At 68.3% G+C, this 25,521-nt stretch carries 20 protein-coding genes; 12 read left to right on the plus strand and 8 right to left on the minus strand.

Translation table 11 applies throughout. The features are described 5' to 3' along the window. Positions 1–14: 14 nt before the first annotated feature. Positions 15–416, minus strand: a complete 402-nt coding sequence (pilG, locus tag DGN21_RS14455; protein ID WP_024711139.1) for a twitching motility response regulator PilG — start codon at positions 414–416, stop codon at positions 15–17. A gap of 238 nt (positions 417–654) precedes the next feature. Here pilG and gshB point away from each other — a divergent pair, with 238 nt between their 5' ends. Further along, on the plus strand, positions 655–1,605 hold the full coding sequence (gene gshB, locus DGN21_RS14460; RefSeq protein WP_024940329.1) for a glutathione synthase: 951 nt from the start codon (positions 655–657) through the stop codon (positions 1,603–1,605). Continuing rightward, positions 1,602–2,477, plus strand: coding sequence for an energy transducer TonB (locus tag DGN21_RS14465; protein WP_039816263.1), 876 nt, complete (start codon positions 1,602–1,604; stop codon positions 2,475–2,477). Before gshB ends, DGN21_RS14465 begins: the two co-directional genes overlap by 4 nt. Positions 2,478–2,562: 85 nt before the next feature. On the opposite strand, the gene DGN21_RS14470 is transcribed toward DGN21_RS14465, so the two are convergent. The 5 genes from DGN21_RS14470 to mrcB form a co-directional block, all read right to left on the minus strand. Next, positions 2,563–3,477, minus strand: coding sequence for an ADP-ribosylglycohydrolase family protein (locus tag DGN21_RS14470; RefSeq protein ID WP_104568125.1), 915 nt, complete (start codon positions 3,475–3,477; stop codon positions 2,563–2,565). Beyond that, positions 3,474–4,193 (minus strand): tRNA (adenosine(37)-N6)-threonylcarbamoyltransferase complex dimerization subunit type 1 TsaB, encoded by a 720-nt coding sequence (gene tsaB / locus DGN21_RS14475; RefSeq protein WP_054591008.1) that lies wholly within the window; start codon positions 4,191–4,193, stop codon positions 3,474–3,476. The genes DGN21_RS14470 and tsaB overlap by 4 nt, the downstream gene beginning before the upstream one ends. Positions 4,194–4,222: 29 nt before the next feature. Continuing rightward, positions 4,223–6,229, minus strand: coding sequence for an ATP-dependent DNA helicase (locus tag DGN21_RS14480; RefSeq protein WP_215824966.1), 2,007 nt, complete (start codon positions 6,227–6,229; stop codon positions 4,223–4,225). Between the two features lie 256 nt (positions 6,230–6,485). Continuing rightward, positions 6,486–7,010 carry a hypothetical protein gene (locus DGN21_RS14485; protein WP_104568123.1) on the minus strand — a complete coding sequence of 175 codons (525 nt, stop codon included), beginning with the start codon at positions 7,008–7,010 and terminating at the stop codon, positions 6,486–6,488. 13 nt (positions 7,011–7,023) lie between these two features. Further along, the gene (gene mrcB / locus DGN21_RS14490; protein WP_215824967.1) at positions 7,024–9,468 is read right to left on the minus strand and encodes a penicillin-binding protein 1B; all 2,445 of its coding nucleotides are present in this window, start codon (positions 9,466–9,468) and stop codon (positions 7,024–7,026) included. A 242-nt stretch (positions 9,469–9,710) separates the two neighbouring features. Here mrcB and DGN21_RS14495 point away from each other — a divergent pair, with 242 nt between their 5' ends. Beyond that, complete coding sequence (locus DGN21_RS14495) at positions 9,711–11,813, plus strand: glycosyltransferase (RefSeq protein ID WP_215824968.1); 2,103 nt, start codon at positions 9,711–9,713, stop codon at positions 11,811–11,813. 59 nt (positions 11,814–11,872) lie between these two features. On the opposite strand, the gene DGN21_RS14500 is transcribed toward DGN21_RS14495, so the two are convergent. Then, the gene (locus DGN21_RS14500) at positions 11,873–13,387 is read right to left on the minus strand and encodes a hypothetical protein (protein ID WP_065049380.1); all 1,515 of its coding nucleotides are present in this window, start codon (positions 13,385–13,387) and stop codon (positions 11,873–11,875) included. Positions 13,388–13,571: 184 nt separating this feature from the next. Beyond that, positions 13,572–15,755, minus strand: coding sequence for a bifunctional (p)ppGpp synthetase/guanosine-3',5'-bis(diphosphate) 3'-pyrophosphohydrolase (locus tag DGN21_RS14505; protein ID WP_215824969.1), 2,184 nt, complete (start codon positions 15,753–15,755; stop codon positions 13,572–13,574). 290 nt (positions 15,756–16,045) lie between these two features. On the opposite strand from DGN21_RS14505, the gene pqqA reads away from it, so the two are divergent. The 9 genes from pqqA to DGN21_RS14550 all read left to right on the plus strand — a co-directional run bounded on the left by pqqA (position 16,046) and on the right by DGN21_RS14550 (position 25,507). Next, positions 16,046–16,126, plus strand: a complete 81-nt coding sequence (gene pqqA / locus DGN21_RS14510; protein ID WP_002812057.1) for a pyrroloquinoline quinone precursor peptide PqqA — start codon at positions 16,046–16,048, stop codon at positions 16,124–16,126. 66 nt (positions 16,127–16,192) lie between these two features. Further along, positions 16,193–17,092 carry a pyrroloquinoline quinone biosynthesis protein PqqB gene (pqqB, locus tag DGN21_RS14515; protein WP_039519569.1) on the plus strand — a complete coding sequence of 300 codons (900 nt, stop codon included), beginning with the start codon at positions 16,193–16,195 and terminating at the stop codon, positions 17,090–17,092. Beyond that, positions 17,089–17,841 (plus strand): pyrroloquinoline-quinone synthase PqqC, encoded by a 753-nt coding sequence (gene pqqC / locus DGN21_RS14520; RefSeq protein ID WP_039515257.1) that lies wholly within the window; start codon positions 17,089–17,091, stop codon positions 17,839–17,841. The genes pqqB and pqqC overlap by 4 nt, the downstream gene beginning before the upstream one ends. After that, the gene (gene pqqD / locus DGN21_RS14525; RefSeq protein ID WP_046343824.1) at positions 17,838–18,116 is read left to right on the plus strand and encodes a pyrroloquinoline quinone biosynthesis peptide chaperone PqqD; all 279 of its coding nucleotides are present in this window, start codon (positions 17,838–17,840) and stop codon (positions 18,114–18,116) included. Before pqqC ends, pqqD begins: the two co-directional genes overlap by 4 nt. After that, entirely contained in the window at positions 18,113–19,243 is a 1,131-nt protein-coding gene (gene pqqE / locus DGN21_RS14530) for a pyrroloquinoline quinone biosynthesis protein PqqE (protein ID WP_046343827.1), read from the plus strand. Before pqqD ends, pqqE begins: the two co-directional genes overlap by 4 nt. A gap of 62 nt (positions 19,244–19,305) precedes the next feature. Further along, positions 19,306–19,818, plus strand: coding sequence for a hypothetical protein (locus DGN21_RS14535; RefSeq protein WP_046343829.1), 513 nt, complete (start codon positions 19,306–19,308; stop codon positions 19,816–19,818). A 60-nt stretch (positions 19,819–19,878) separates the two neighbouring features. Beyond that, a complete protein-coding gene (locus DGN21_RS14540) occupies positions 19,879–21,396 on the plus strand; it encodes a PhoPQ-activated protein PqaA family protein (RefSeq protein ID WP_184577675.1) in 1,518 nt (505 codons plus the stop codon). A gap of 340 nt (positions 21,397–21,736) precedes the next feature. Then, positions 21,737–22,771, plus strand: a complete 1,035-nt coding sequence (locus DGN21_RS14545; protein WP_184577672.1) for a glucokinase family protein — start codon at positions 21,737–21,739, stop codon at positions 22,769–22,771. 102 nt (positions 22,772–22,873) lie between these two features. After that, positions 22,874–25,507: a TonB-dependent receptor gene (locus tag DGN21_RS14550; RefSeq protein ID WP_215824970.1), complete on the plus strand. Its 2,634-nt coding sequence runs from the start codon at positions 22,874–22,876 to the stop codon at positions 25,505–25,507. Positions 25,508–25,521 lie beyond the last annotated feature (14 nt).

Raw genomic sequence — 25,521 nt, forward strand, 5'->3', positions numbered from 1 at the left:
GCCTTTCCCCCTGGTCAGGCGTGGACGTACGTGCGAATCGCGCTCAGTAGTTCTTCACGGGTGAACGGCTTGGTCAGATATTGCTCGGAGCCGACGATGCGGCCGCGTGCCTTGTCGAACAGGCCGTCCTTGGACGACAACATGATCACCGGCGTCGACTTGAAGAGCTGGTTGCCCTTGATCAACGCGCATGTCTGGTACCCATCCAGACGCGGCATCATGATGTCGACAAAAATGATCTGAGGTTGCTGGTCGGCAATCTTGGCCAGTGCCTCGAAACCATCGGTCGCTGTCACTACTTCACAGCCTTCCCGCTTCAGCAGCGTTTCGGCGGTGCGGCGAATGGTCTTCGAATCATCGATCACCATCACCTTCAGTCCTGCGAGTTCCCCACCCGCAGCAATGTTTTCTGTCATGCAAATATCCCCGGACGCGCGACGCTTCTTCCCTGCCGGCGTCGCTACGAAACTGCATGTATATCCCAAGACCCGCATTGACTGTCAAGGGTACGTTGCCGGGGGCCCGCCAGGCGGACGTTCCGACCGTGTGCAGCTGCGGGCCGAGCGGCAAGTCGCGCATTCACGACCGGCCGGGCGCGCCATCGCCACCGCTTGAAGTTACCATCGGCAGCCTGTTCTAAAGGTTTAGCTCCCCATGTCGCTCGACGTCGTCGTGGTGATGGATCCCATCGCCTCCATCAAGATCGCCAAAGACACCACCTTCGCCATGTTGCTGGAAGCGCAGCGGCGTGGTCACCGCCTGCAGTATGTGCGTCCGGGCGGACTCAGCCTGCGCGAGGGACGCGCGGTGGCACAGGTCGCACCCCTGAGCGTGCGCGAGGACAAGGCCGGCTGGTTCACCCTGGGCGAGTTCGCCGAACTGGAATTCGGCCCCGGCCAGGTGGTGCTGATGCGCAAGGACCCGCCGGTGGATGCGGAGTTCGTCTACGACACCCAGGTCCTGAGCGTGGCCCAGCGCGCCGGCGCGCAGGTGGTCAACGACCCGCAGGGCCTGCGCGACTACAACGAGAAACTGGCCGCGTTGCTGTTTCCGCAGTGCTGCCCGCCAACCCTGGTCAGCCGCGACTCCGCCGCGCTTAAGGCGTTCGTGCTCGAACATGGCCAAGCCGTGCTCAAGCCGCTGGACGGCATGGGCGGGCGTTCGATCTTCCGCAGCGGCACCGGCGACCCCAACCTCAACGTGATCCTGGAGACGCTGACCGACGGCAATCGCAAGCTGACCCTGGCGCAGCGCTTCATCCCCGACATCAGCGCCGGCGACAAGCGCATCCTGCTGGTCGATGGCGAGCCGGTGGACTACTGCCTGGCACGGATTCCGCAGGGCGACGAATTCCGCGGCAACCTGGCCGCCGGCGGACGTGGCGAAGGCCGGCCGCTGTCCGAGCGCGACCGCTGGATCGCCGCGCAGGTGGGCCCGGAAATGCGCCGCCGCGGCATGCGTTTTGTCGGCCTGGACGTGATCGGCGATTACCTGACCGAGGTCAACGTCACCAGCCCCACCTGCGTGCGCGAGCTGGATGCGCAGTTCGGCCTGAACATCGCCGGGCTGCTGTTCGACGCGATCGAGGCCGGCGCGGCGCAATGAGCGCGGCCGCGGCACTGCCGGCTCCCATGCACGAGCGCCGCCGGCTGACCGCGACGCTGGTGATCTCGCTGCTGCTGCACGGCGTGCTGATCCTGGGCGTGGGGTTTGCGGTCAGCGAGGACGCACCGCTGGTGCCGACGCTGGATGTGATCTTCAGCCAGACCAGCACCCCGCTGACGCCCAGGCAGGCCGATTTCCTGGCCCAGGCCAACCAGCAGGGCGGCGGCAATCACGCCACCGCGCAACGCCCGCGCGACAGCCAGCCCGGGGTGGTGCCGCAGGACCGCAGCGGGCTGGCACCGCAGGCGCAGCGTGCGACCACGCTGCAGGCGCCGGAGCCGACCCAGACCCGCGTGGTGGCCAGCCGCCGCGGCGAGCAGGCCGTGCCCACCCCGCAGCCGAATCCGCAGACCGACCTGCCCTCGCCCACCGATGCGCAACGCGTGCAGCGCGACGCGGAAATGGCCCGGCTCGCCGCCGAGGTGCATCTGCGCTCGGAGCAATATGCCAAGCGCCCCAATCGCAAGTTCGTCTCGGCCAGTACCCGCGAATACGCCTATGCCAACTACCTGCGTGCGTGGGTGGACCGTGCCGAGCGCGTCGGCAATCTCAATTACCCGGACGAGGCGCGCCGGCGCCGACTCGGCGGCAAGGTGGTGATCAGCGTGGGCGTGCGCCGCGACGGCAGCGTGGAAAGCAGCCGCGTGCTGGTCTCCAGCGGCACCCCGGCGCTGGATGCGGCAGCGCTGCGGGTGGTGCAGCTGGCGCAGCCGTTCCCGCCACTGCCCAGGACCAAGGACGACGTGGATATCCTGCAGGTCACACGCACCTGGCTGTTCCTGCCCGGCGGCGAGCTGCACGACGATCGTTGAGCCGTCGCGCGTCCCGACAGGGACGCGTCTTTCTGCGGCATGCCTTCCCGGCGGCCCGCGTTGCCCAGTGCGTTGCGGGCGGCCTTTATGCGGCCTGCGCGGCTGCGTACAGCCGGTCGGCCAGCTCGACGATCGCGTCCGCGTCCTGCACGCGCGCGCGCCAGGCGGCGGGAATCCCGTCGATACCATGGAATGCACCGGCCAGCTGACCGCAGATGGCCGCGGTGGTGTCGGCATCGTCGCCCAGGTTGGCCGCACGCAGCACCGCATCGGCGAACGTGTCGGTGGTGGCGAAGCACCAGAGTGCCGCCGATAGCGCATCGACCACATAGCCGGTGCCGCGGATCCGGGCGGCGGAAACTGCCGCATGGTCGCGCACCGACAACGCACGCAGCGCCGGTGTCGACAGCCCTTCGCAGCGGGTCTGCAACACCTGCTGGCGCTCGCCACCGAGCAATGCGGCACGCAACTGGAAGGCGAACAGCCGGCAGGCATCCAGCGCTTCGTCGGCAGCATGCGTGGTACGCGAACTGTCGGCGGCGCGCTCGCCCAGCTCGGCGGGGCGATGCGCGTAGTACATCGCCACCGGCGCCAGCCGCATCAGCGAGCCATTGCCGGCCGAGCGTGGATCGGTGCTGCCGCTGAAGGCCGGGCCGCCATCCAGATAGCGCTCTAGTGCCTGCCGCACGGTCGCGCCGATATCGAAGCAGCTGCCGGTGCTGCTGAGGTAGCCGTGCTGGTACCAGTTGCAATAGCGGTTCATCTGGTCGGCGGCGTCGAAGCCCTGCCGATACAGCAGGCTGTGCGCCAGGCACAAGGCCATCGAGGTGTCGTCGGTCCACTGGCCGGCGCGCAGCGCGAACGGGCCGCCGCCGCGCATGTCGTCGATCGGCGTGAAGCTGCCCGGGGCACAGAATTCCAGCGTGGTGCCGAGCGCATCGCCCACCGCCAGGCCCAGCAGGCAGCCGCGGAAACGCGCGCGTTGCAGGTCGTCGGTCATGGCGCGGCGCCGGCGGCCTTGGCTGCGCGTGCAGCCTGCTGCTCGAGCAGGGTCAGCGCCACGTTGTCGCGCAGATACGCCGGCTCCACCCGCTCCGGCGCCACGCCTTCGCCGCGCAGCAACGCCGGCACAGCCAGCGTCAGCAGGTCGGCGGCATGCGGCAATGCGGCGGCATCGATGCTGCTCAGCCGGGTCGCAAATCGTTGTTGCAGCACTGCCTCGGCAGCGGCGAACCCGCTGCCGACACCGGCAAAGCGCTGCAGCGTGTCCGGCACGACGCATTCTTGCGGTGCGCACACCACTTCCGGCACCAGCTCGCGCAGCGTATCGCCAGCGCGCGCGAAGACGCCGGCGTACACCTCGCCCATGCGCGCATCAATGCAGGCCAGCACCTGCGTCGCCTCGGCGGGCGCGCGCAGGGCCAGCACCTGCAGCGTGGACACCGCCAGCACCGGCACGTCCAGGCCCAGCGCGATGCCCTGCGCAATGCCGATCGCCAGCCGCACACCGGTGAAGGCGCCCGGGCCACGACCGACCGCAATCGCGTCGAGCTGGCGGCGCGCGATGCCGGCGTCGGCCAGCAGTTGCTCGGCCCATGGCAGCGCCAGTTCGGCATGGCGACGCGGCGCCAGTTCGAAGCGCTCCAGCACGCGGCCATCCACATGCAGCGCGACGGAACAGGCTTCGGTGGAGGTCTCGAACGCAAGGACTTTCATGGCAGGACCGCAGGCAGGAAGGAGAAAGCTCAGTCGCCGCCAAACGGCAACGCGAGCACGCCATTGTCGCCCACCGGCTCGGCGACGCCAAAGAACGCGCGCACGTCGCCAATCTCGCGGGTGCGCGCAAACGGCGGCAGCGACTGCATGAAGGTGCGGCCGTAGCCCTTGTTCACCAGGCGCGGGTCGCACAGCACCAGCACACCACGATCGGTCTCGCTGCGGATCAGCCGGCCCACGCCCTGCTTGAGCGCGATCACCGCCTGCGGCAACTGCTCGTCGCGGAACGGGTTGCCGCCGTCGCGGCGGATCGCATCCAGGCGCGCTTCGAACACCGGGTCGTCGGGTGCGGCGAACGGCAGCTTGTCGATCACCACCACGCTCAAGGCATCGCCGACCACGTCCACGCCCTCGCGGAAGCTGGCCGAGCCCAGCAGCACGCCGTTGCCGGAAGTACGGAAACGCTGCAGCAAGGTGGCACGCGGCGCCTCGCCCTGCACGAACAGCGGCCACGGCGCGCCGCGCAATGCGTCGGCCGCCTCGCGCAGCGCGCGGTGCGAGGCGAACAACAGGAACGCGCGGCCATTGGAGGCGTCCAGCACCGGCATCAGCGCCGCGATCAGCGCCGTGCCGAATCCGCGTGCGGCAGGATCGGGCAGGTGCGGCGGCAGATAGCACAGCGCCTGGCGCGCCCAATCGAAGGGGCTGGGCTGCAGCAAGGTCACCGGATCGCTCAGGCCCAGGCGCTGCGCGATGTGGTCGAACTCGCCGCCCACCGCCAATGTAGCCGAAGTGAACACCCAGGCCGCATGCGATTTTTCGCGGTGCTCGCGCAGCGGGCCGGACACATCCAGCGGCGTGCGCTGGCAGCGGAATCCGCGCGGGCTGAGCTCGTACCACAGCACATCGTTGTCGACAGTCTCCGGCAGCTCCTGCTCGAAATCCGGCACCGGCGCGTCCTCGCCCAGCCACCGCGACAGCCGCGACAGCGCTTCCTGCGCACGTGCACAGCAGCCATCGAACCCGGGCGAGGCCTCGCGCAACGGCAGCAGGGCCTCGCCCAGCCGCGCCAGCGACGACAGCACCGCATCGAAACCCTCGCGCACTTGCGGCTTGGCCAGCGCACGCCATTGGGTGCCGCGTGACGGCAGGCCCTCCATGCCCGCACGCAGGCCGCGCAGAGCCTCGTCCAGGGCGAGGATCGGCTCCTGCAGGCTGGCCTGCGCACCGGCGACCAGGCGCGCTTCGACCATGCAGTCGCGCGCCAGCTCCTGCCACGGCCGCATGCCGAAACTCTCGCCGAAGAAGTTCGCCGCCAGCTCCGGCAGCTGATGCGCTTCGTCGATGACGAAGGCCTGCGCGCCGGGCAGGATCTCGCCGAAGCCTTCCTGCTTGAGCGCCAGATCGGCCAGCAGCAGATGGTGGTTGACCACCACCAGATCGGCCGCCTGCGCGCGCTGGCGCGCCTGCACCACGAAACACTCGCTGTAGAACGGGCATTCGGTGCCCAGGCAGTTGTCGACGGTGGAGGTCACCAGCGGCAGCAGCGGTGAGTCGTCCGGCAGGGCTTCCAGCTCGGCCATGTCGCCGAACTGGGTACGCCCGCTCCAGGCCACGATGCGCTGGAACTGCGAGACCTGCTCGGGCGTGGCAAAGCGCGGCTCGCCACGCGCCTGCTGGGTGCGGTACTTGCACAGATAGTTCGCGCGGCCCTTCAGCAGCGCGCTGCGCAGGCCGATGCCGAGCGCGGCGCGCACGCGCGGCAGGTCGCGATGGAACAACTGGTCCTGCAGCGCGCGCGTGCCGGTGGAGACGATGGTCTTCAGCCCCGACAGCAATGCCGGCACCAGGTAGGCGTAGGTCTTGCCGGTGCCGGTGCCGGCTTCGGCCAGCAGCACATCGCGGGCCTCGAACGCCTCGGCAATGGCGCCGGTCAGGCGCAACTGCGCGGCACGCGGCGCGAACGCATCGAGCTGACGCGCAAGCGCCCCGCCCTCGCTGAGCGCCTCGATGCTGGCAGTGGCAAGTTGGGACATGGGACCGGAAGCTGGGGCAGGAAGCGCGACAGCCTAGCGCGTGCGCGCTGCCGCTGCCTGGATTGCGCCGGTGGGCCGGTGGCGGCACTGACCGCGCAGCCGGCGGTTACGCACCAAGATGCGCGGCGTGGCGCCGCTGGCGGTCGTGCGCGGGAACGAACGGCTCGCGTCGAGGCAGATGGGCGCAAGCAACGCAGGCCGCATCACGCTCGCCGCGCCTGTCGTGCAGCAGGCGCAGCCAGCGGCGTGGCCGTGCTCAGTAGCGTTTCACGCCGGGCACCGTGCACCCGGCAATCTGCGACTTGGCCGAAGCGGCGTTTTCCTTCTCGCCACGCGCCAGCCGCGACTGCTCGATGGTGGCCCAATGCCGGCGGCACAGCGGCCCGGTCTTGGAGCCCAGCTCGATGGCCTGCTTGGCGAAACGCTCGGCGGCGGGCCAGTCGGCCTGCAGCACCGCCACTTCGGCACGCTCCTGCAGGATGGCGGGATCGCCGGAAACCAGGCCCACGGCCTGATCCAACGACGCCGCCGCGCCGGCCAGGTCGCCGGCCTGGCGCTTGCTCTTGGCGGTCTCGCGCAGGTCGTCCACCTGCGGGTCGCGCAATGGTTGTACCGACAGCTCGGTATCGTCGACGCCGGCCTCGCGTTCGATCAGCAGCAGCCGCTGTGTCGGCGTGGTCGGGTCCACCGGGACCGGCGGTGGCGCAGGCGGCGCGCTGACGCAGGCGGTGAGTGCGGCAGACACGCCAGCGAGGGCAAGCAAACGGTGCAGTCGGTTCATCGGGTCACTCCAGTCAACGTGCAGGTGCAGCCGCGGCGGGTGCCGGCGCGGGGTCTTCCGGCTTCTTTTCCAGACCGAAGAAGCGACGCCAGCCACCACCGCTGGATTGCTCGGCCGGCGCGGATGCATCGCCGGGCACGCCTTCGATCGACGGTGCATTGCCGGCACAGGGGGCGTAGGCCGGCGTGAAGCCGACCACGAACGGGAACTGGCGCGCGCCCGGGCAGCCGGCATCGGTCACGCCGGTACCGGCCGCGTCCACCCACTGCCAGTCCAGGCCCTTGCCGCTGACCTTCAACGGCGCACTCGGCAGCCGCGCGAAGATGCTCGACCATACCCGCATCGCGCCGGTGGCACCGTACAGGCCGGTCTGCTCGTTCTGGTCGTTGCCCATCCAGATCACCGCTAGGTGGTCGCCGGTATAGCCGGCATACCAGCTGTCGCGGCCGTCGTTGGAGGTGCCGGTCTTGCCGGCCGGCGACAACCGGCCCAGGCCATCGCCCAGCAACTGCCGCGCAGTGCCGCCGCTGACCACCTGCTGCAGGGCGATGCTGATCAGGTTGGCCGCCACCGAATCGCCCTCCTGTGCCGGCGCCGGAGTCTTGTCGTAGCGCTTGAGCAGCTTGCCCTGCGGATCGAGCACGCCGCGCACCGCATGCAGCGGCTGGATCTCGCCACCGGCGGCCAGGAACTGGTAGAGCTGCGCCATGCCGTACGGGCTCTGGTCGGTGGCACCGAGGATCAGCGAGGGATTGGTGTCGGCCTTGATGCCGGCCAGTACCTGGATCAGCTGCGCGATGCGCTCCGGGCCGACCTGCATGCCCACGCGCACCGTGGCCTGGTTGTAGGAATGCGCCAGCGCATCGATCAGCCGCACCGTGCCGTGACTGCGGTTGTCGGAATTGCCCGGCGACCAGGTCTTGCCGCGGCTGAGCTGCACCGTCACCGGTGCATCGTCGACCCAGCTGGACAGCGCCCAGCGGTCCGGCGAGGCCAGCGCCAGCAGGTAGACAAACGGCTTGAGCAGCGAGCCGACCTGACGCTGCGCTTCGACCGCGCGGTTGAAGCCCGGCTTGGCCACGTCGCGGCTGCCGACCACCGCCAGCACGTCGCCGTTATGCACGTCGGTCAGCACCAGGCCGGCCTGCAGCGGTGGGCGCTTCTTGTTGTCCAGCCGCTTGATGGTGCCGGTCACCGCGCCTTCGGCATAGGCCTGCGCGGACGGCGACATGCCGGTGAGCACGCTCATGCCGGCGCCCTGCAGCACGCCTTCCGGGTAGTCGTGCGCCAGCTGGCGCCGCACCAGGTCCACATAGGCCGGGAAGCGGTTGGCCGCGACCAGGCCCGGCTCGGTGGGCACGCCCAGCGGTGCGGCCAGCGCGCGCTTGTATTCAGCCGCATCGATCAGGTTGTTTTCGTGCAGCTTGCCCAGCACGAAATTACGCCGATCCAGCGCGCGCTCCGGGTTGCGCCGCGGGTCGTAGTAGGACGGCCCCTTGACCAGCCCGATCAGCAAGGCGATCTGCTCGGTGGTCATCGAATTGAGCTCGCGGCCGAACCACAGCTCCGCGCCCGAGGACACGCCATGGATCGCCTGCCCGCCGCGCTGGCCCAGATAGACCTGGTTGAGATAGGCCTCCAGGATGGTGCGCTTGTCGTAACGCGCCTCCATGATCACTGCGTAGAGAATTTCGTTGAACTTGCGGGTGACGGTCTGTTCCTTGCCGATGCCGAGCAGGCCGCTGCGCGCCAGCTGCTGGGTCAGGGTGCTGGCGCCCTGGCGAACCTGGCCGCCGGAGCGCGCCATGATCCAGGCCGCACGCACCATGCCGCTGAGATCGATGCCGTGGTGGCTGTTGAAGTCGCGATCCTCGACCGCCTGCAGGCCGGTGACCAGCAGCTCGGGCACTTCTTCCATGCGCACCAGGCGGCGCTCTTCCTGCTTCTGTCCGTACAGCGTGGCGATGCGCGCCGGGTCCAGCCGCGCACTCTTGAGCGCCTTGCGGTCGCTGGCGTCGCGCAGGCTGGCCACGCGCCCGCCGGAGAGGCTGACTTCCACCCGCCGCGCAGGCAGGCGCCCATCCACATCGATATAGCCGCGGCTGGCGATGGTGAAGCGGCTGCCGTCCTGCTGGTAGGTGCCGGCCAGCTTGGCTTGCCCGTCGTCACGATACGAGGCGGCGTCCAGCTCGGTCTTCAACGTGGCCGCATCCAGCGCATTGCCCGGTGCCAGCACCAACGGCCGCCCGTACACGCGGGTCGGGATCTGCCAACGCAGCTCGCCAAACCGCTGGGTGACCTGCTTGTTCAGATACACCGTGTAGGGAATCAGAAAACCGAGCGCCAGCGCGAATGCCGCAAAGGCCCAGACAATCAGCCTGCGTTGCCAGCGGGAACCTTGCTCGGTGGAGTCGTCCTCGAAATCGTCGGGAGCGTCGTTGTCGTGGCGTCGGGGCACAGGAATGCGAGAATGTAGAGTCCGGCGAGTCTAGCGCAGCGCTGTCGTGGTTGTGGCCGGCCGGTCCCTCTGACTTAAGAGCGGCTAACAAAACGGCCACGCTCACCGTCAGCGGGCACGGACCGTCTCCGGCATCTGCGGGTACCCTGCGTCCCCTGCGCTTGCCTTGCGCCGTCCTCGCCGCCTGACGACTGCTCGCCGGGTTTTTTTCTTCGTCACGCCACGTCTGGAGTTCCAACGGAATGTCGATGTCACTGGCCGATGCACGCTATCTGTTCAATCGCGTGCTTGGGCTGATTCACCGCAGCGTGGCGAGCATGCGCACACGCGGCTGGCGCGCCACCTGGCAGCGCATTCGCGTGCATACGCAGGCACCGCCGGTGGCGCTCGGCACGCCGCTGTGGTTGCCGGAGGCCGCACCGTTTGCCGCGTTTGCGGTCCCGCACAGCGACACCCCGCGCGTGACGCTGGTGATTCCGGTCTACAACCACATCGCGCACACGCTGGCGTGCCTGCGCGCACTGGCGGCGCATCCGCCGCTGCTGGAAATGGAGATCATCGTCGTGGACGACGGCAGCAGCGATGCCACGCAGGCGCAGCTGCCGCAGGTGCAAGGGCTGCACTACCACCGGCGCGCCAGCAATGGCGGTTTCATCGCCGCCTGCAACGACGGCATCGCCCTGGCGCGCGGCGACTACGTGGTGCTGCTCAACAACGACACCATCCCGCAGCCCGGCTGGCTGGATCGGCTGATCGACACATTTGCCCAGCACCCCGGCGCCGGGCTGGTCGGCGCGCAACTGGTGTACCCGGACGGACGCCTGCAGGAATCCGGCGGCGTGGTGTTCGCCGACGGCAGCGCCTGGAGCTACGGCCGTTTCGAATCGGCCGACGACCCGCGCCATGCCTATGTGCGTGCGATGGATTACTGCTCCGGCGCGGCGATCGCGCTGCCACGCGCGCTGTTGCAGACGCTGGGCGGGCTGGATCGCCGCTACATGCCTGCCTACTACGAAGACACCGACCTGGCGTTTGCGGTGCGTGCCGCCGGCTACCGGGTGCTGGTGCAGCCGGCCAGCGTGGTGGTGCACGACGAGGGCACCAGCAATGGCACCGACACCCGCACCGGGGTGAAGGCGTACCAGGTGCGCAACCAAGGCGTGTTCGCCGACAAGTGGCAGCAGGCGCTGGCAACGCAGCTGCCGCCCGGCACGGTCCCCGGACCTGCGCTGCTGCACCGTGGCCAACGCCAGGTGCTGATCCTGGACGAATGCGTGCCGCAACCCGATCGCGACTCGGGCTCGTTGCGGCAGTTCAATCTGATCCGCCTGCTATGCGAAGAGGGCGCGCACGTGGTGTTCGTGCCGACCCGCCGCGAACACGCCGGACGGCACACGCACGCACTGCAGCAGCTGGGCGTGGAAGTCTGGTACGCGCCGTTCCTGGACGGCACCGGCAGCTGGCTGCGCACACACGGCCCGCGGTTTGCGGTGGTGCTGCTGGTGCGTCACCACGTTGCGCATGCCTGCCTGCCGCTGCTCAGACAGTACGCGCCGCAGGCGCGCACCCTGTTCGACACCGTCGACCTGCATTACCTGCGCGAGCGCCGCGGCGCCGAGCTGGCCGGCGATACCAACCTGTTGCGCGCGGCCGAACGCACCCGCCTGCGCGAGCTGGAGATCATGGCCGCCACCGATGTCACCTTGCTAGTCTCGGCGGCCGAACAGGCGCAGCTGCAGGCGGACGCACCGCAGATCCGCACCGCCCTGCTCTCCAACCTGCATGAGGTGGCCGGCAGCGGCCACCGCTTCGAGCAACGCCACGACCTGGTATTCGTCGGCGGCTTCCGGCATCCACCCAATGTGGATGCGGTGCAGTGGTTCATCAGCGCGATCTTTCCGCAGGTGCGCGCGCAATTGCCGCAGGTGGTCTTCCACTGCATCGGCGCGGACATGCCGGAGGCGCTGACACTGCTGGCCGACGAATGCCCCGGCGTGCAATTGCACGGGCATGTGCCGGATCTGCTGCCGTTCATGGAGAACGCACGCATCGCGGTGGCACCGCTGCGCTTCGGCGCCGGCGTCAAAGGCAAGATCAACCTGAGCATGGCGCACGGGCAGCCGGTGGTCGGCACCACCTGTGCGGTGGAAGGCATGCATCTGCGCGACGGCGAGGATGTCTGCGTGGCCGATGACGCCGATGCCTTCGCCGCAGCGATCGTGCGCCTGTATCGCGATGCGACGCTGTGGCAACGCCTGGCCGACAACGGATTGCACAACGTGGCCCGGCATTTTTCGCTGGATGCGGCGCGTGGCACGGTGCGCGCGCTGTTTATCGCGGAGTGAGTGCGCGCCGGCGCTCGGGGATGGCGCTGTGAGTGGCGCCGCCGAAGACAGCCGCTGCGTCAACGCTGCTCGGTCACGGCCTTGACCCGGCGCGTGAACTCGGCCAATTCCGGCAGCCCAGGGTCCAGCTGGTGCGCCTCGTCCTGCGCGCGTCGTGCAAAGGCGGCGTCTTCCTGTCCCAGGCGTTCGCTGCCCACCGCAACCCAGCGTTGCGCAAGCCGTCGACGCGCGCCGGCCAGTGCATCGCCGTTGGGCGTCAGCGCCTGCCAGGCATCCAGACAGCCGCGCGCGGCACGCAGGCGGTTGTTGCGTAGCTCGTCCTCGAAGCAGCGCTGACTGGCCGGCACCACACGTGCGGCGGCCTGCAGCACGCGTGGATCGCGCGGCGCCAGCGCCTGCGCGGCACGCACCGCGTCGTAGGCACTGGCGCCGGGCGGCGTCATCCACTGCTGCTGCGCTTCGGCAGCTGCCACCCGTTGCAGCAGCGCGCGCAGGCGGCGCTCGCGGGTACCGCGCGACAGCCCGGTCTCGGGGCTGCGCTGGGCATCGCGTGCACGCGCAATCGCCTGCTCGGCCTGCGCAATCGCGGCGGCGCCGGGCAGCAAGGTCTTGGCTTCCTGCAGCGACTGCAGCGCGGCGTCGAACTGGAAGTCTGCCGCCTGTCGGCCGGCTTGCGCGGCATATTCGCCTGCCACCTGCTCCAGCCCACGCTGGGCGGCCGCATCCGCCGGCTCGGCTGCCAGCACTGCGGTGAAATCGCGTGCGGCCGGTGCCAGCCGGCCACGCCGCAACAGGCCCTGCGCGCGCTGACGGCGCTGCTCCAGCGCACGGTGGTAGTGGCCCTCGGTCAGCGGCACATCGGCATGCCCGGCGTCGTAGCGCTTGGCGGCGGCCAGCAGCATCGCCGCATCGGCCAGCGCATCGCGCGCCAGGGCCTGGCGCGCCTGCGCCAGCAGATCGGTCAGGGCGTCCTCGCGCCCTTCCAGCGCATCGGTGCGGTCCGGTGCCAGGGTCAGGATGCGCTGGTACAACGGCAGCGCGCTGTCCGCGCTGCCATCCAGGCGCCCTTGCTGTTGCGCGGACACTGCCTGTGCGAACAAGGCGTCCAACCCGGCCCGACGCGCCTGCAACTGGCGCAGGCGCAGTGCCACCGGTGCGATCTGCGCCTGCGGCACCTCCAGCGCGCCCGCCAGCGTCAGCGCGCGCTGCGCAGCAGCGGCGTCCCCGGCCGCAATCGCCGCGCGCGCCTGCACCACGGCGGCGGCACCGGTGCGCGCCAGCCCGGCACGGGCTTCGCCGCGATCGCTGTCCAGCGCAAGCGCAGCAGCGAACAGTTCGCGCGCGCCGTTGCCATCGGCCGCACTGAGATGGCCGCGCGACAGCGCCGCATCGCCCCGTTGCAGCAGTTGCTGGATACGCGTGTCCGGCCACAGCCAATCGGCCAGCGGCTTGCGCAGCACGACCGTGGCCAGCAAGAGACAGGCGCACAACGCCAGCACCACGCGCCATAGCGCGCGGCTGCGCAGTGGTGCCCAGAGGCGAGGCGATCTTGCCCAGCGCGGAAGCGGGAGCATGCGGTGGCGTCCGTCCTTGGCGCGACCTGACGGGGACGCGTTCACCCCGTCATGGTAGCTGTCTGCTGCGAAGACGATGTGGGCTTGGGGGAATCGGGATTCGGGATTCGGGAAGCGAGCACACCTTGCTTGCTGTGGGTGCGGTCTGTTTCCAGGCGATGGGCGCCGGCGGGCTGCGGCGCACTCAACCGAGTCGCCGCACCTCGCTCACCCCAGGCAAGGCATCCAGTTTGCCGAGCAGACTGGACAGCTGGTCGTAGTCGCTGACCTTCAGGCGCAGGCGCAGTTGCGCCCTGCCGGTGTCGCGCACGTTGTCGCTGTTGATTTCCAGCACGTGCGCGTCCTCTTGCGCGATCAGGTTGGTGATGTCCTTGAGCAGCCAGCGGCGGTCGACCGCGCGCACCTGTACATCCACCTCGTAGCCGCTGCCGGCCTGGCCCCACTCCACCGGCAACACCCGCTGCGGATGCGCTGCGGCCAGGCGCGACAGTGCCGCGCAATCGGTGCGGTGCACGGTGATGCCGCGGCCGCGGGTCAGATAGCCGGCGATCGGCTCGCCCGCCACCGGCTGGCAGCAGCGCGCCAGCTGCACCAGCAGATTGCCCACGCCCTGCACGGTGAACTTGGATTTACCCAAGCCCTCGCGGCGCGCGGTGGGCCGTGGCGGCGCCGGCACCGCCGGCTGCGAAGCGGCCCGCTCGGCTTCCAACAGGGCACGGCTGACCTGGTTGGGCCCGGTATCGCCCAGCGCCACCTGGATGTACAGATCGTCGACATTCTCGGCGTGGAACTTGCGCGTGGCCACGCCCAGGTCGGCATGCTGCAGGCCCAGCCGCTTGAGCTCGCGATCGAGCAGGTCCTTGCCGGCCTGTACGTTGCGCGCGCGGTCGAGCTTGTGGAACCACGCGCGCACCTTGTCGCGCGAGCGCCCGCTGGCCAGAAAGCCATTGGACGCCAGCAGCCAGTCGCGGCGTGGGTCGGCCTCCTTGGCGGTCATGATCTCCACCCGGTCGCCGCTGCGCAGCCGGTAGGTCAGCGGCACGATGCGGTCGTTGACGCGCGCGCCGCGGCAGCGATGCCCGACCATGGTGTGCACGTGATAGGCGAAATCCAGCGGCGTGGCGCCTTGCGGCAGGTCGATGACCTCGCCCTTGGGGGTCAGTGCATACACGCGATCTTCGATCAGCTCGGCGTCCAGCGCACCGGCCAGTTCGCCGTGGTCGCCTTCCTGCACCTGCTCCAGCAGCTGGCGCATCCACAGGATCTTGCGGTCGAAGGCTTTTTCGCCGCCCTTGCCGCCTTCTTTGTATTTCCAGTGCGCGGCCACGCCGAGCTCGGCCTGCGCGTGCATCTCGTGGGTGCGGATCTGGATTTCGATCGTGCGCCCTTCCGGGCCGACCACCGCGGTATGCAGCGAGCGGTAGTCATTGGCCTTGGGCCGGGCGATGTAATCGTCGAACTCGCTCGGCACCGGCGCCCACAGCGAGTGCACCGCCCCCAGGACGGCATAGCAGGCGGCCACGTCGTCGACCATCACCCGCACCGCGCGGATGTCGTACAGCTGGTCGAAGGACAGGCGCTTCTTCTGCATCTTCCGCCAGATGCTGTAGATGTGCTTCGGCCGCCCGCTCACCTCCGCGCGCAGGCCCTGCTGGGCCAGCGTCGTCGACAGGGTGCGCTTGACCGCGTCCAGATAGCGCTCGCGCGCCACGCGGGTTTCGTCCACTTCGCGGGCGATGCGGCGGTAGGTCTCGGGCTCCAGATGCCGGAACGCCAGGTCTTCCAGCTCCCACTTCACCTGCCAGATGCCCAGCCGGTTGGCTAGCGGCGCATGGATGTCGCGGGTGAGCTGGGCCAGTGCGCGGCGCTGCTCTTCGCTCAGGCGGTCGGCCACGCGCATGCGCGCCAACTGCCGCGCCAGCAGGATCGGCACCACCCGCAGGTCGTGGATGATGGACAGCAGCAGCCGCCGCAGACCTTCGCTGTTGCGCCCGGCCTCGCGACCGGCGTGCAGGGCCCAGACCTGGTCGGCCGCATCCAGCCCGTCCAGCAGGCCTTCGACCGCCACCCTGCGCTCGGCCGGCTGCCATGGCAGGCCGGCGATCGCGCCGCGCAATGCCGGCAGGTCGAACAGCAATGCCGCAATCAGGGTGGCCTCATCGGCGGCCAGCAACGCCAGCGCGTCCAGCGTATCGGCCAGCAGCGTCCAGGCCACGTCCTCGCTCGGCGACGGCAACTGCTGCCAGGCCTGCGCCAGGGCGTCGCGCAGATCTGGCGCGATCGACGCGATGGCGGGACGCTGCAGCAAGGCATGCAGGCGCTCGAGTGAGGAACTGGTCACAGCGGTGGACACGGCGATGGGCAACAACGGGGGGCTGACAGCTACGGTAACGTGCGCGTCACCTTCTCCACAACGCGCAATCGCTGCATCGTCGGCGCAATCCCGCACGCTTGCGCTTATGGTCGGTTCACCCGCCAACGTCTTGATTCGCAACCGCTGTGCGCCGCTTGTGCCGCAACGCAGCAGGCCAATCGGCACGCTCAATCGGGTTTTTACGTGCTTTTTACAACTCGCCCAAACCGCCTGCCTATCCTCCAGTGGCGTTGTCGCTGCGTTCTGCCGCGGCCACGTCATTCCAACCAACTGCGAGGTAGCCGATGAAGACCTGGAAGAAGCCTGTCGTTCGTGAAGTCAATTGTGGCGCCGAGATCAACTGCTACGTCTCCGGCGAATTCTGAGCTCACCTGCCGCCCCTCCTCCCGATGCATGACCGGCAATCGCCGGCAGATAGGTAAAAGTTCTCCATGCGCATCATCGTTCTGGGATCGGCGGCCGGCGGTGGGCACCCGCAGTGGAATTGCCACACACCCGCCAGCAGGCGGGCGTGGCAACAAGCCGACGGTGCCCAACGTCGTACCCAGGCCAGCATCGCCGTCAGTGCCGATGGCCAGCGCTGGGTCCTGATCAACGCCTCCCCCGACTTCCGTCAACAAATCCTTGCAACGCCCGCACTCTGGCCGCAGCGCGATTTGCGGCATTCGCCGATCGAAGCGGTGCTGCTGACCAGCGGCGAGATCGACCATATCGCCGGATTGCTGTCGATGCGCGAGAGCCAGGCGTTCTCGCTGCATGCCAGCAGCCGCGTGCTGGATCTGCTGTCGCAAAACCCCATCTTCGATGCGGTCAATCCCGCCTACGTGCAGCGTCAGCCGTTTGCGCTGGACACGCCGGTGTCGCTACTGGGCCTGCAACTCACGCCATTCTCGGTGCCCGGCAAGGTACCGCTGTTCATGGAATCGCGCAGTGGCGGCGACCTGGCCGGCTCCAACGAAGAAACCCTCGGGCTGACCATCGACGATGGCCAACACCGCGTGCATTACATTCCCGGCTGCGCGGCGATGACCGATGCCTTGCGCGCGCGCCTGCAAGGCGCCGAACTGGTGTTCTTCGACGGCACGCTGTGGCGCGACGACGAGATGGTGCAACTGGGCATCAGCCAGAAGACCGGCCAGCGCATGGGCCACATGAGCATCGACGGCCCCGACGGCACGATTGCCGCGTTCGCCCCGCTGGAGGTGGCGCGCAAGATCTTCATCCATCTCAACACCACCAATCCCGTGCTCGACACCCACTCGCCGGAGTACGCCAGCGCGCGTGCCAGCGGCTGGGAAGTCGCGCACGACGGCCTGGAGATCACCCTGTGACCACCCTGCTCACCCCGGACCAGCTGGAAGCGGACCTGCGTGCCATCGGCGCCCGCCTGTACCACGACCAGCATCCCTTCCATGCGCTCCTGCACGAGGGCAAGCTCGATCGCGGCCAGGTCCAGGCCTGGGCGCTGAACCGCTTCGAATACCAGCGCTGCATTCCATTGAAGGACGCCGCGATCCTGGCGCGCATGGAAGACCCGGCGTTGCGGCGGATCTGGCGGCAACGCATTCTCGATCACGACGGCAACAGCCCCAGCGATGGCGGCATCGCGCGTTGGCTGCACCTGACCGACGCGCTCGGCCTGGAGCGCACGCTGGTGGAATCCGGCCGTGCGCTGCTGCCCGGCACCCGTTTCGCGGTGCAGGCCTACCTGCAGTTCGTGCGCGAAAAAAGCCTGCTCGAGGCGATCGCCTCCTCGCTGACCGAGCTATTCGCCCCCAACATCATCGGCCGGCGCGTGGCCGGCATGCTCAAGCATTACGACTTCGTCTCGCCCGAAGCGCTGGCCTATTTCGAGCATCGCCTGACCGAGGCGCCACGCGATTCGGATTTTGCGCTGGACTACGTCAAGCAGCATGCCGATACCGTCGAAAAACAGGCCCTGGTCAAGGCCGCGCTGCACTTCAAGTGCTCGGTGCTGTGGGCGCAGCTGGATGCATTGCACGTGGCCTACGTCGCCCCGGGCATCGTGTGGCCGGATGCGTTCGTGCCCGACCGCGACGCCGGCCGGGCCGCAGCGTGAGCAGCATCACCCGCGACAGCCAGCCGGCCCTGCGCGCAGGCGTACGCCTGCAGCACGACCGCGCGCGTGACCAATGGGTGCTGCTGGCGCCGGAACGCGTGGTCGAGCTGGACGAGATCGCACTGGTGGTGGCGCAGCGCTACGACGGCACGCGCTCGCTGGCGCAGATCGCGCAGGAACTGGCAGACGAATTCGATGCCGACGCGGCCGATATCGAGGTCGATGTGATCGAACTCACCAACACGCTGCATCAGAAGCGCCTGCTGCGGCTATGACCATCGCCCCGCCGCCACTGTCGGTACTGCTGGAGCTGACCCATCGCTGCCCGTTGGCCTGCCCGTATTGCTCCAACCCGATCGCGTTGGCGGCGCTGCGCGAGGAAATGGACACCGCCGGCTGGCGCTCGCTGCTGCAGCAGGCTGCCGACATGGGCGTGCTGCAGGCACACTTTTCCGGCGGCGAGCCGATGCTGCGCAAGGACCTGCCCGAGTTGGTGGCGCATGCGCGCGCGCTCGGGCTGTACAGCAACCTGATCACCTCCGGCGTGGCCGGCGGCGAGCCGATGCTGGACCAGTTGCAGGCCGCCGGACTGGAGCATGTGCAGCTGAGCGTGCAGGACGTCGACCCGGCCGGTGCCGACCGTATCGCCGGCTATCGCAACAGCCTGGCGAAGAAGCGCGAGTTCGCCGCCGCCGTGCGCGCGCGCGGCCTGCCGCTGACGCTCAATACGGTGCTGCATCGCCATAACGCCGGGCGCGTGCCCGGCATGATCGCGCTGGCGCTGGAATGGCAGGCCGAACGCATCGAAGTGGCGCACACCCAGTACTACGGCTGGGGCCTGCGCAATCGCGCCGCGCTGATGCCCAGCCGCGAACAGCTGATGGCCACGATTGACGCGGTGGAAACCGCCCGCCGCGAGCTCGGCGACCGCCTGGCGATCGACTTCGTCACCCCCGATTACTACGCCCGCCAGCCCAAGCCGTGCATGGGTGGCTGGGGCCAGCGCTTCGTCAATATCTCCCCGCGTGGCGATGTACTGCCCTGCCATGCGGCCGAGACCATCGACGGCATGCGCTTTGACAACCTGCGCGAGCGGTCGCTGGCCGACATCTGGGACAACGGCGAGGCCTTCGTGCGCTTCCGCGGCACCGCCTGGATGCCGGAGGTCTGCCAGGGCTGCCCCAAACGCGAGATCGACTGGGGCGGCTGCCGCTGCCAGGCGCTGGCGCTCAGTGGCGATGCCGCCACGCTGGACCCGGTCTGCGAACGCTCGCCGCGGCACACCGAGGTACGCGCCACCGCCGAACGCGAGGCCGCCGCCCCGCCGCCGGAGTTCGTCTACCGCCGCCCCGGACGCGCGGCATCGGCCAGCACAGAGGCACGAGCCGCCGACGCGCCATAGCCGGCTGCGTCATGCGCGGGCTAGCGTCTACACTAGCCGCCTTTCCTGATCGGATGGCATCCATGTCGCTCGCACGCCGCATTCCCTTGCTGGTCTGCCTGACCCTCGCCCTGAACGCCGCTCCGGCCCTCGCGCAGCGCGCGGTGCAGGGCGACCTGCAGTCGCAGATGAGCGCCGAACAGTTCAAGGCCGCCGGCCTGGACAAGCTCGATGCCGGCGAACTGGCCGCGCTCAACGACTGGCTGCAGGGCAAGGTCGCCAAGGAAGCCGCGGTCGTGGTCGAACAGGCCAAGGAAGCCGGCCGCCAGGAAGTGATCGTCAAGAACCGCGGCTTCTTCGACTTCGGCAGCAACGAGCCGATCGAGAGCAACATCGTCGGCGAGTTCAAGGGCTTTTCGAAGGGGCGCGTGTACACGCTGGCCAATGGCCAGGACTGGGAGCAGACCGACGCTGCGACATTGTCGGGCGTGCGCAAGACGTCACCCAAGGTCAAGATCAAGCCGGGTCTGGTCGGCGTGTGGTATCTGCAGATCGAGGGCTACAACACGCAGGCCAAGGTGCGCCGGGTCAAGTAAGCGCGTCCAGGCATTGCCGGCCCGCCACCGCAGCCTGAGCAGGCCACCCGGAGAACACGCATGCGTTGGATGCCATGTTGCAGCCTGGCATTGCTGGCGTCGCTGGCCTGGTTCGCAGGCGTTGCGCCTGCCGATGCGGCCACTGCGCCCACCCTGTCAGCGCAGCAGTGCGCCGATGCGCCCGAGGTCGGTATCGACCAGGCGCTGGTGTGCTATCACGATGCCATCGAGCGCCAACCGCTGGTCTACCGGCGCGTGGCCACCCGCACGGTGGACGGTGTCGAAAGGCGCGATTACCTGCTGACCTCGCAGCAGTGGTCGCCGGAGGACCTGGTGCAGCCGGCCAGCTGGCAGCACGATGTGGCGATCTACGTCCCGGCAGATGCGTTGCCGACGCGTGCGCTGCTGATCTCCACCAATGGCACCCGTCATCCCGTCGATGGCGGCGCGCCACAACCGCCCAGCGAATTGCCGCCCGAGGCCCTGGCCGCATTGGCGCGGCGCAGCCGCACCGTGGTGATCGCGCTCGGCGATCTGCCCAGCCAGGCACTGACCTATCGCAACGATGGCATGCCGCGCCGCGAGGACGACAGCGTCGCCTACAGCTGGTCGCTGTTCCTGGCATCGCCGCAACGACGCAAGACCATGCCGCTGCACGTACCGATGGCCGCGGCGATCGCGCGCACCATGAGCCTGGCCGAACGCGAATTGGCGCCGTTGCAGATTCATCGCTTCATCCTCGCCGGCGCCTCCAAACGTGGCTGGGCCGGCTGGCACGCCACCATCGCCGATGCGCGCGTGGAGGCCGTGGTGCCGTTCGTGATCGACATCCTCAATATGCCGGCCGTGCTCGAGCACATGTCCCGGGCCTATGGCGGCAACTGGCCGATCGCATTCGGCGCCTACGCCAGGCAGGGAATCACCGCGCAGCTGCACACGCCGGCATTTGCGCAGCTGGTGCAACTGCAGGACCCGCTGAGTTATCTGCACACGCCGCAGCGCAAACGCCTGGCCGTGCCCAAGTACATCGTCAATGCCAGCGGCGACGATTTCTTCCTGCCGGACAACACGCAGTTCTTCTACGACGCGCTGCCCGGCAGCAAGGCGCTGCGCATGGTGCCCAACAGCGCGCATAACGGCATCCGCGCTTCCATCGTCGACAGCCTGGTGCCCTTCGTGACCCGGCTGCAGCAGCAGCGTGCATTGCCAAAGGTGCGCGATTCCCTGCACACAGGCGAACACCCGCAGATCCGCTTCCAGTCGTCCGAGCGCCCTGCGCAGTTGCGTCTGTGGCAGGCGCGCAACCCGGCGGCGCGCGATTTCCGCTATGCCTGCGGCATTCGTTACAGCGCCACGCCGATCGCGCCTGCACGCGGCAACACGGCATCGGTACCGGTGCAGATTCCCGATGCCGGCTGGAGCGCGTACTTCGTCGAAGCCACCTACGCGGACGGCTTCGTCGCCACCAGCCAGACCTACGTGCTCGGCAAGCAGCACTACCCGACGCAGGCGCCACCCAGCGACGGCGCGGCCTGCAGCACCTTGCCGGGCGCTGCCTCTGCGGCGGCTGCGCGCTGAGCCAGCGACTACGCGGAGCGCTGACGCAAACAAGCTGGCGGTAGCGACCGCCGAAGCCAATGTCGATGCCACGGAGCGATGTCGGAGCCGCTCAGCGTCCAGATGGCGACAACAGACCCGACCGTTGTGACGGCGCAGTGGCGCGGTGGCGCGTGCGCGCGCTCCCGCACTGCGCAATCACACCCATGCAGACAGCCCTGAAACGGGCGATTTTGCACTTGAGTCCGCCAGCAAGATCGATCCAACCCGACTGAACCATTGACATCGTTGTCACCAACTTCTACACAGGCCGCTACTCGCCGATCGCATTGGCCGCTCGGACGACTCCAAAGGACTGCACGTGGCTGCGACTTCGCGTTCTGCTCTCGCTTCTGGCTTGCCCACCGCACCGGTTGCCACCGGCTTCATCGCGGCCGACGTGGGTGGCACGCATGTGCGGGTCGGCCACATCGCGCGGGCGGGTACTGCTGCGACCGAGTTGTCGCATTACCGCACCTACCGCTGCGCAGAACACGCCAGTCTGGACGCCATCCTTGCCGACTTCCTGCAGCCACGGCACGACGTCGAGGCGGTGGTGATCGCCAGTGCCGGGGTGGCGCTGGACGATGGCAGCTTCATCAGCAACAACCTGCCGTGGACGATTTCGCCTGGCCGCATTCGCGCTGCGCTTGCCGTGCCCAGCGTGCACCTGGTCAACGATTTCGAAGCGGTGGCTTACGCCGCACCGCTGATGGAACAACGTGCCGCGCTGCAACTGAGTGGGCCGACGCCGCGGCATGCACGCGCCAGCGGCCCCATCCTGGTGGTCGGCCCCGGCACCGGGCTGGGTGCGGCGGTCTGGATCGATGCCAGGCCACGCGCGATCGTGCTCGCCACCGAGGCCGGCCAGGTCGCCCTGGCCAGCAACGACGAGATGGAACTGCAGGTGCTGCGGATCCTGCTGCGTGGCGAGCGCTATCTGCCGCTGGAACATGTGCTGTCCGGGCCAGGCCTGCTGCATCTGTACAACGCCCTGTGCGAACTGCAGGGCGCCACGCCCCGCCATCGGCTGCCGGCCGCGATCACGCATGCCGCGCTGCACGAAGACGATGCATTGGCACGCGATTGCCTGCAGGTCTTTTGCGCCATCTTGGGCAGCGCGGTCGGCGACATGGCGCTGGCCTACGGCGCCGCCGGCGGCATCTATCTGGCCGGCGGCTTTTTGCCGACGATCGGGCCGTTCCTGCAGAACAGCCGTTTTCGCGAGCGTTTTCTGGCCAAAGGACGCATGCGCGCGGTACTCGAACGCATTCCGGTCAAGCTGGTCGAGCACGGGCAACTGGGCGTGCTCGGCGCGGCCAACTGGTATCTGCAACACCACGCTGACCTGACGTAAGCGATCCACCACGCGCCCGGTCCCGAGCGCGCGTCTGCAAGACCCCGCATCCGGCGAGCAGCAGCCCGCCGTCCATCCCCGTGCGTGATGAGGAGAGACATCATGAAATACAGCACCACCCTGCTGTCCAGCGCGATCGCGTTGTCGCTGGCATTCGCCGCCCAAGCCCAGGACGCAGCCGACCAGGCCACCGATCTGGATGCCGTGCAGGTGGTCGGCATCCGTGCCAGCCTGGAAAAATCGCTCGACACCAAACGCAACAACGCCGGCATTTCCGAAGCCATCACCGCCGAAGACATCGGCAAGTTTCCAAGCACCAACGTGGCCGAGGCGCTGTCGCAGATTCCCGGCGTCACCCTGGACCGGCGCTTTGGCCAGGGCGAGCGCGTCAGCATCGACGGCACCGACCCCAGCCTCAATCTGTCCTTCCTGGACGGCCACCCGGTGGCGCAGGCGATCTGGCTCTACGGCGAACAACCCAGCCGCGGATTCGACTACACCTTGCTGGCGCCGCAGATCCTGGGCCGCGCGGAAATCCTCAAATCCTCCGAAGCGCGCCTGACCGAAGGCAGCCTGGGTGGCACCGTGTTGATGCACACCCGGCAACCGCTGGACCTGGACGTCAACGAGGTGGCCGCCTCCATCGGCTACAGCTACAGCGCGCAGGCCAGCGAGGGCAAGCCGAACGCGGCGCTGCTGTATAGCTGGAAGAACGCGGCCGACACCTTCGGCGTCGCGGTGTCGGCGCAGCATTACGAAGAACGCGTCGATCGTCGCGGTATGGAAGTGTTCGGCTATGTGCCGGCCAGCACCTTCGCCAATGCCGCAGGCGGCGTGCCCGCCGATGCGGACGTGCCCAACTCGATCAACGCGGCCTGGTTCCAGCAGGATCGCGAGCGCGACAGCGCCGTGGTCAACCTGCAGCTCAAGCCCAGCCAGGCGCTGGAATTCAACCTCAGCGGCCTGTACATCAACGAGAACTTCGACAACTACAACCAGTCGATGTACAGCTTTTTGACCTGGAATGCCGGCACGGTGGCGGCGGTGGACCAACTCGGCGGCCTGCGCAATGGCGTGGTGACCAGCGGGCATTCCGGCGCCAATGCCGACCCGCTCGGCGGCACCGTGATCTACGACAACAACGTGCGCGAATCGGAAGTCACCACCAAGGGCCTGGACCTGCGCGGCGCATTCCGCGGCGATGGCTGGGGATTGAATGGGCAGGTGGGCCAAAGCAGATCCGAGAACAAGGACCTGTCGCAGTATTTCATCGAGCCGTTCTACAACGGCGGCTTCAGCTGGGACACGCGGCGCGGCATCCGTTTCGACGATCCGGCGCGTGCGCGCGATCCGGCCAACTGGGGCTCGGCTGGCGGCTGGTTCGGCAATAACGGCATCTTTTCCACCGAGAGCAAAGACACCTACGGCCAACTCGATCTGAATCTGCAGTTCGACAGCGTGTTCAACCAACTGCTGCTGGGCGTGCGCCATGGCAAGCATGAGGAGCGCTTCGAGCTCAACGTCTATGGCGGCGTGACGCCGGGCACGCTGGCCGACGTGGGCACGATCGGGCTGACCGATCTGCAGGATTTCTATCCGGACCACGGCCGGCATGTGCAGGCAGGCCGCAACAACGTGCTGAACTGGATCCGCAACAGCCCGGTCGACTACGGCGCGCCGGATCCGGCCAGCTACCTCAACAACACCTGGGCGCTGCAGCAGACCAATAACGCCGCCTATGCGCAATTGAACTTCTCCGGCGGCGGCCTGCGCGGCAATCTCGGGCTGCGTTATGTCGATTCGAAAACCGAGGGCAGCGGCTTCGTCTATAGCGGCACGCCCACACTGCAGAACGCCGACAGCCTGTGGCAGACCCGCACGCGCAAGGAGGATTTCCTGCTGCCTTCGCTCACGCTCTCCTACGAGGCCGCCGACGATTGGGTGTTCCGCTTTGCCGCGGCCAAGGTGATCGCCTGGGCAGCGTACAACCAGATGGTCAACAACACCTTCCTCAACGACACCACGCTGACCGGCAGCGGCGGCAATGCCGAGCTGTCGCCGTACGAATCCTGGAACTTCAACCTGTCGGCCGAGTATTACTTCGCGCAGCAGTCGGTGGTGGCGTGGTCGCTGTTCTACAAGAAGATCGACAACTACATCGACACCAGCGCCAGCGTGGAGCGCCAGTACAACGCGCTGCGCGATACCGCACCGCAGAGCTGGGCGCAGTTGCTCGGCAGCAACGGCTGCAGCGCCGATGGTTATTGCGATTACAGCATCCAGCGGCCACGCAATGCCGGCGATGGCAAGGTCAAGGGCTTCAACATCGCGTTCCAGCAGCCGTTCGGCGACAGCGGCTTCGGCTTGACCGCCAACTACACCTACGCCAATGGCGAAAACAACACCGGCGACGCCCTGCCCTACCAGTCGCGCAACAGCGTTGCAGTCAGCCCGTACTACGAAAAAGGCCCGCTCAACGCACGGCTGACCTACAACTGGCGCGACAGCTATCTGGCCGGCGGTTACGTGGCCGGCGCCGCGCCGGCAAGCGTGGATGACTACGCCGAACTCGGCGCGAGCATCGGCTATGCGTTCAGCCCGAACTGGTCGCTGCAGATCGACGCGCAGAACCTGCTGGACGAGCAATACCTGCAGTATCTCGGCGACACCGACCATCTGGCCGGCCGCTACAGGAGCGGGCGCCGCTACATGGCGAGCCTGCACATGAAGTTCTGACAGCGGCTTGCAAC

The organism is Xanthomonas sp. MLO165 (genome assembly GCF_018831305.1).
In the GTDB taxonomy this organism is placed as follows: domain Bacteria; phylum Pseudomonadota; class Gammaproteobacteria; order Xanthomonadales; family Xanthomonadaceae; genus Xanthomonas; species Xanthomonas arboricola.

Excerpts from the sequence above, each read along its gene's own strand:
- pilG (WP_024711139.1), bottom strand. The coding sequence starts at position 416 with ATGACAGAAAACATTGCTGCGGGTGGGGAACTCGCAGGACTGAAGGTG.
- gshB (WP_024940329.1), top strand. The coding sequence starts at position 655 with ATGTCGCTCGACGTCGTCGTGGTGATGGATCCCATCGCCTCCATCAAG.
- DGN21_RS14465 (WP_039816263.1), top strand. The coding sequence starts at position 1,602 with ATGAGCGCGGCCGCGGCACTGCCGGCTCCCATGCACGAGCGCCGCCGG.
- DGN21_RS14470 (WP_104568125.1), bottom strand. The coding sequence starts at position 3,477 with ATGACCGACGACCTGCAACGCGCGCGTTTCCGCGGCTGCCTGCTGGGC.
- tsaB (WP_054591008.1), bottom strand. The coding sequence starts at position 4,193 with ATGAAAGTCCTTGCGTTCGAGACCTCCACCGAAGCCTGTTCCGTCGCG.
- DGN21_RS14480 (WP_215824966.1), bottom strand. The coding sequence starts at position 6,229 with ATGTCCCAACTTGCCACTGCCAGCATCGAGGCGCTCAGCGAGGGCGGG.
- DGN21_RS14485 (WP_104568123.1), bottom strand. The coding sequence starts at position 7,010 with ATGAACCGACTGCACCGTTTGCTTGCCCTCGCTGGCGTGTCTGCCGCA.
- DGN21_RS14495 (WP_215824968.1), top strand. The coding sequence starts at position 9,711 with ATGTCGATGTCACTGGCCGATGCACGCTATCTGTTCAATCGCGTGCTT.
- DGN21_RS14500 (WP_065049380.1), bottom strand. The coding sequence starts at position 13,387 with ATGCTCCCGCTTCCGCGCTGGGCAAGATCGCCTCGCCTCTGGGCACCA.
- pqqA (WP_002812057.1), top strand. The coding sequence starts at position 16,046 with ATGAAGACCTGGAAGAAGCCTGTCGTTCGTGAAGTCAATTGTGGCGCC.
- pqqB (WP_039519569.1), top strand. The coding sequence starts at position 16,193 with ATGCGCATCATCGTTCTGGGATCGGCGGCCGGCGGTGGGCACCCGCAG.
- pqqE (WP_046343827.1), top strand. The coding sequence starts at position 18,113 with ATGACCATCGCCCCGCCGCCACTGTCGGTACTGCTGGAGCTGACCCAT.
- DGN21_RS14535 (WP_046343829.1), top strand. The coding sequence starts at position 19,306 with ATGTCGCTCGCACGCCGCATTCCCTTGCTGGTCTGCCTGACCCTCGCC.
- DGN21_RS14540 (WP_184577675.1), top strand. The coding sequence starts at position 19,879 with ATGCGTTGGATGCCATGTTGCAGCCTGGCATTGCTGGCGTCGCTGGCC.
- DGN21_RS14550 (WP_215824970.1), top strand. The coding sequence starts at position 22,874 with ATGAAATACAGCACCACCCTGCTGTCCAGCGCGATCGCGTTGTCGCTG.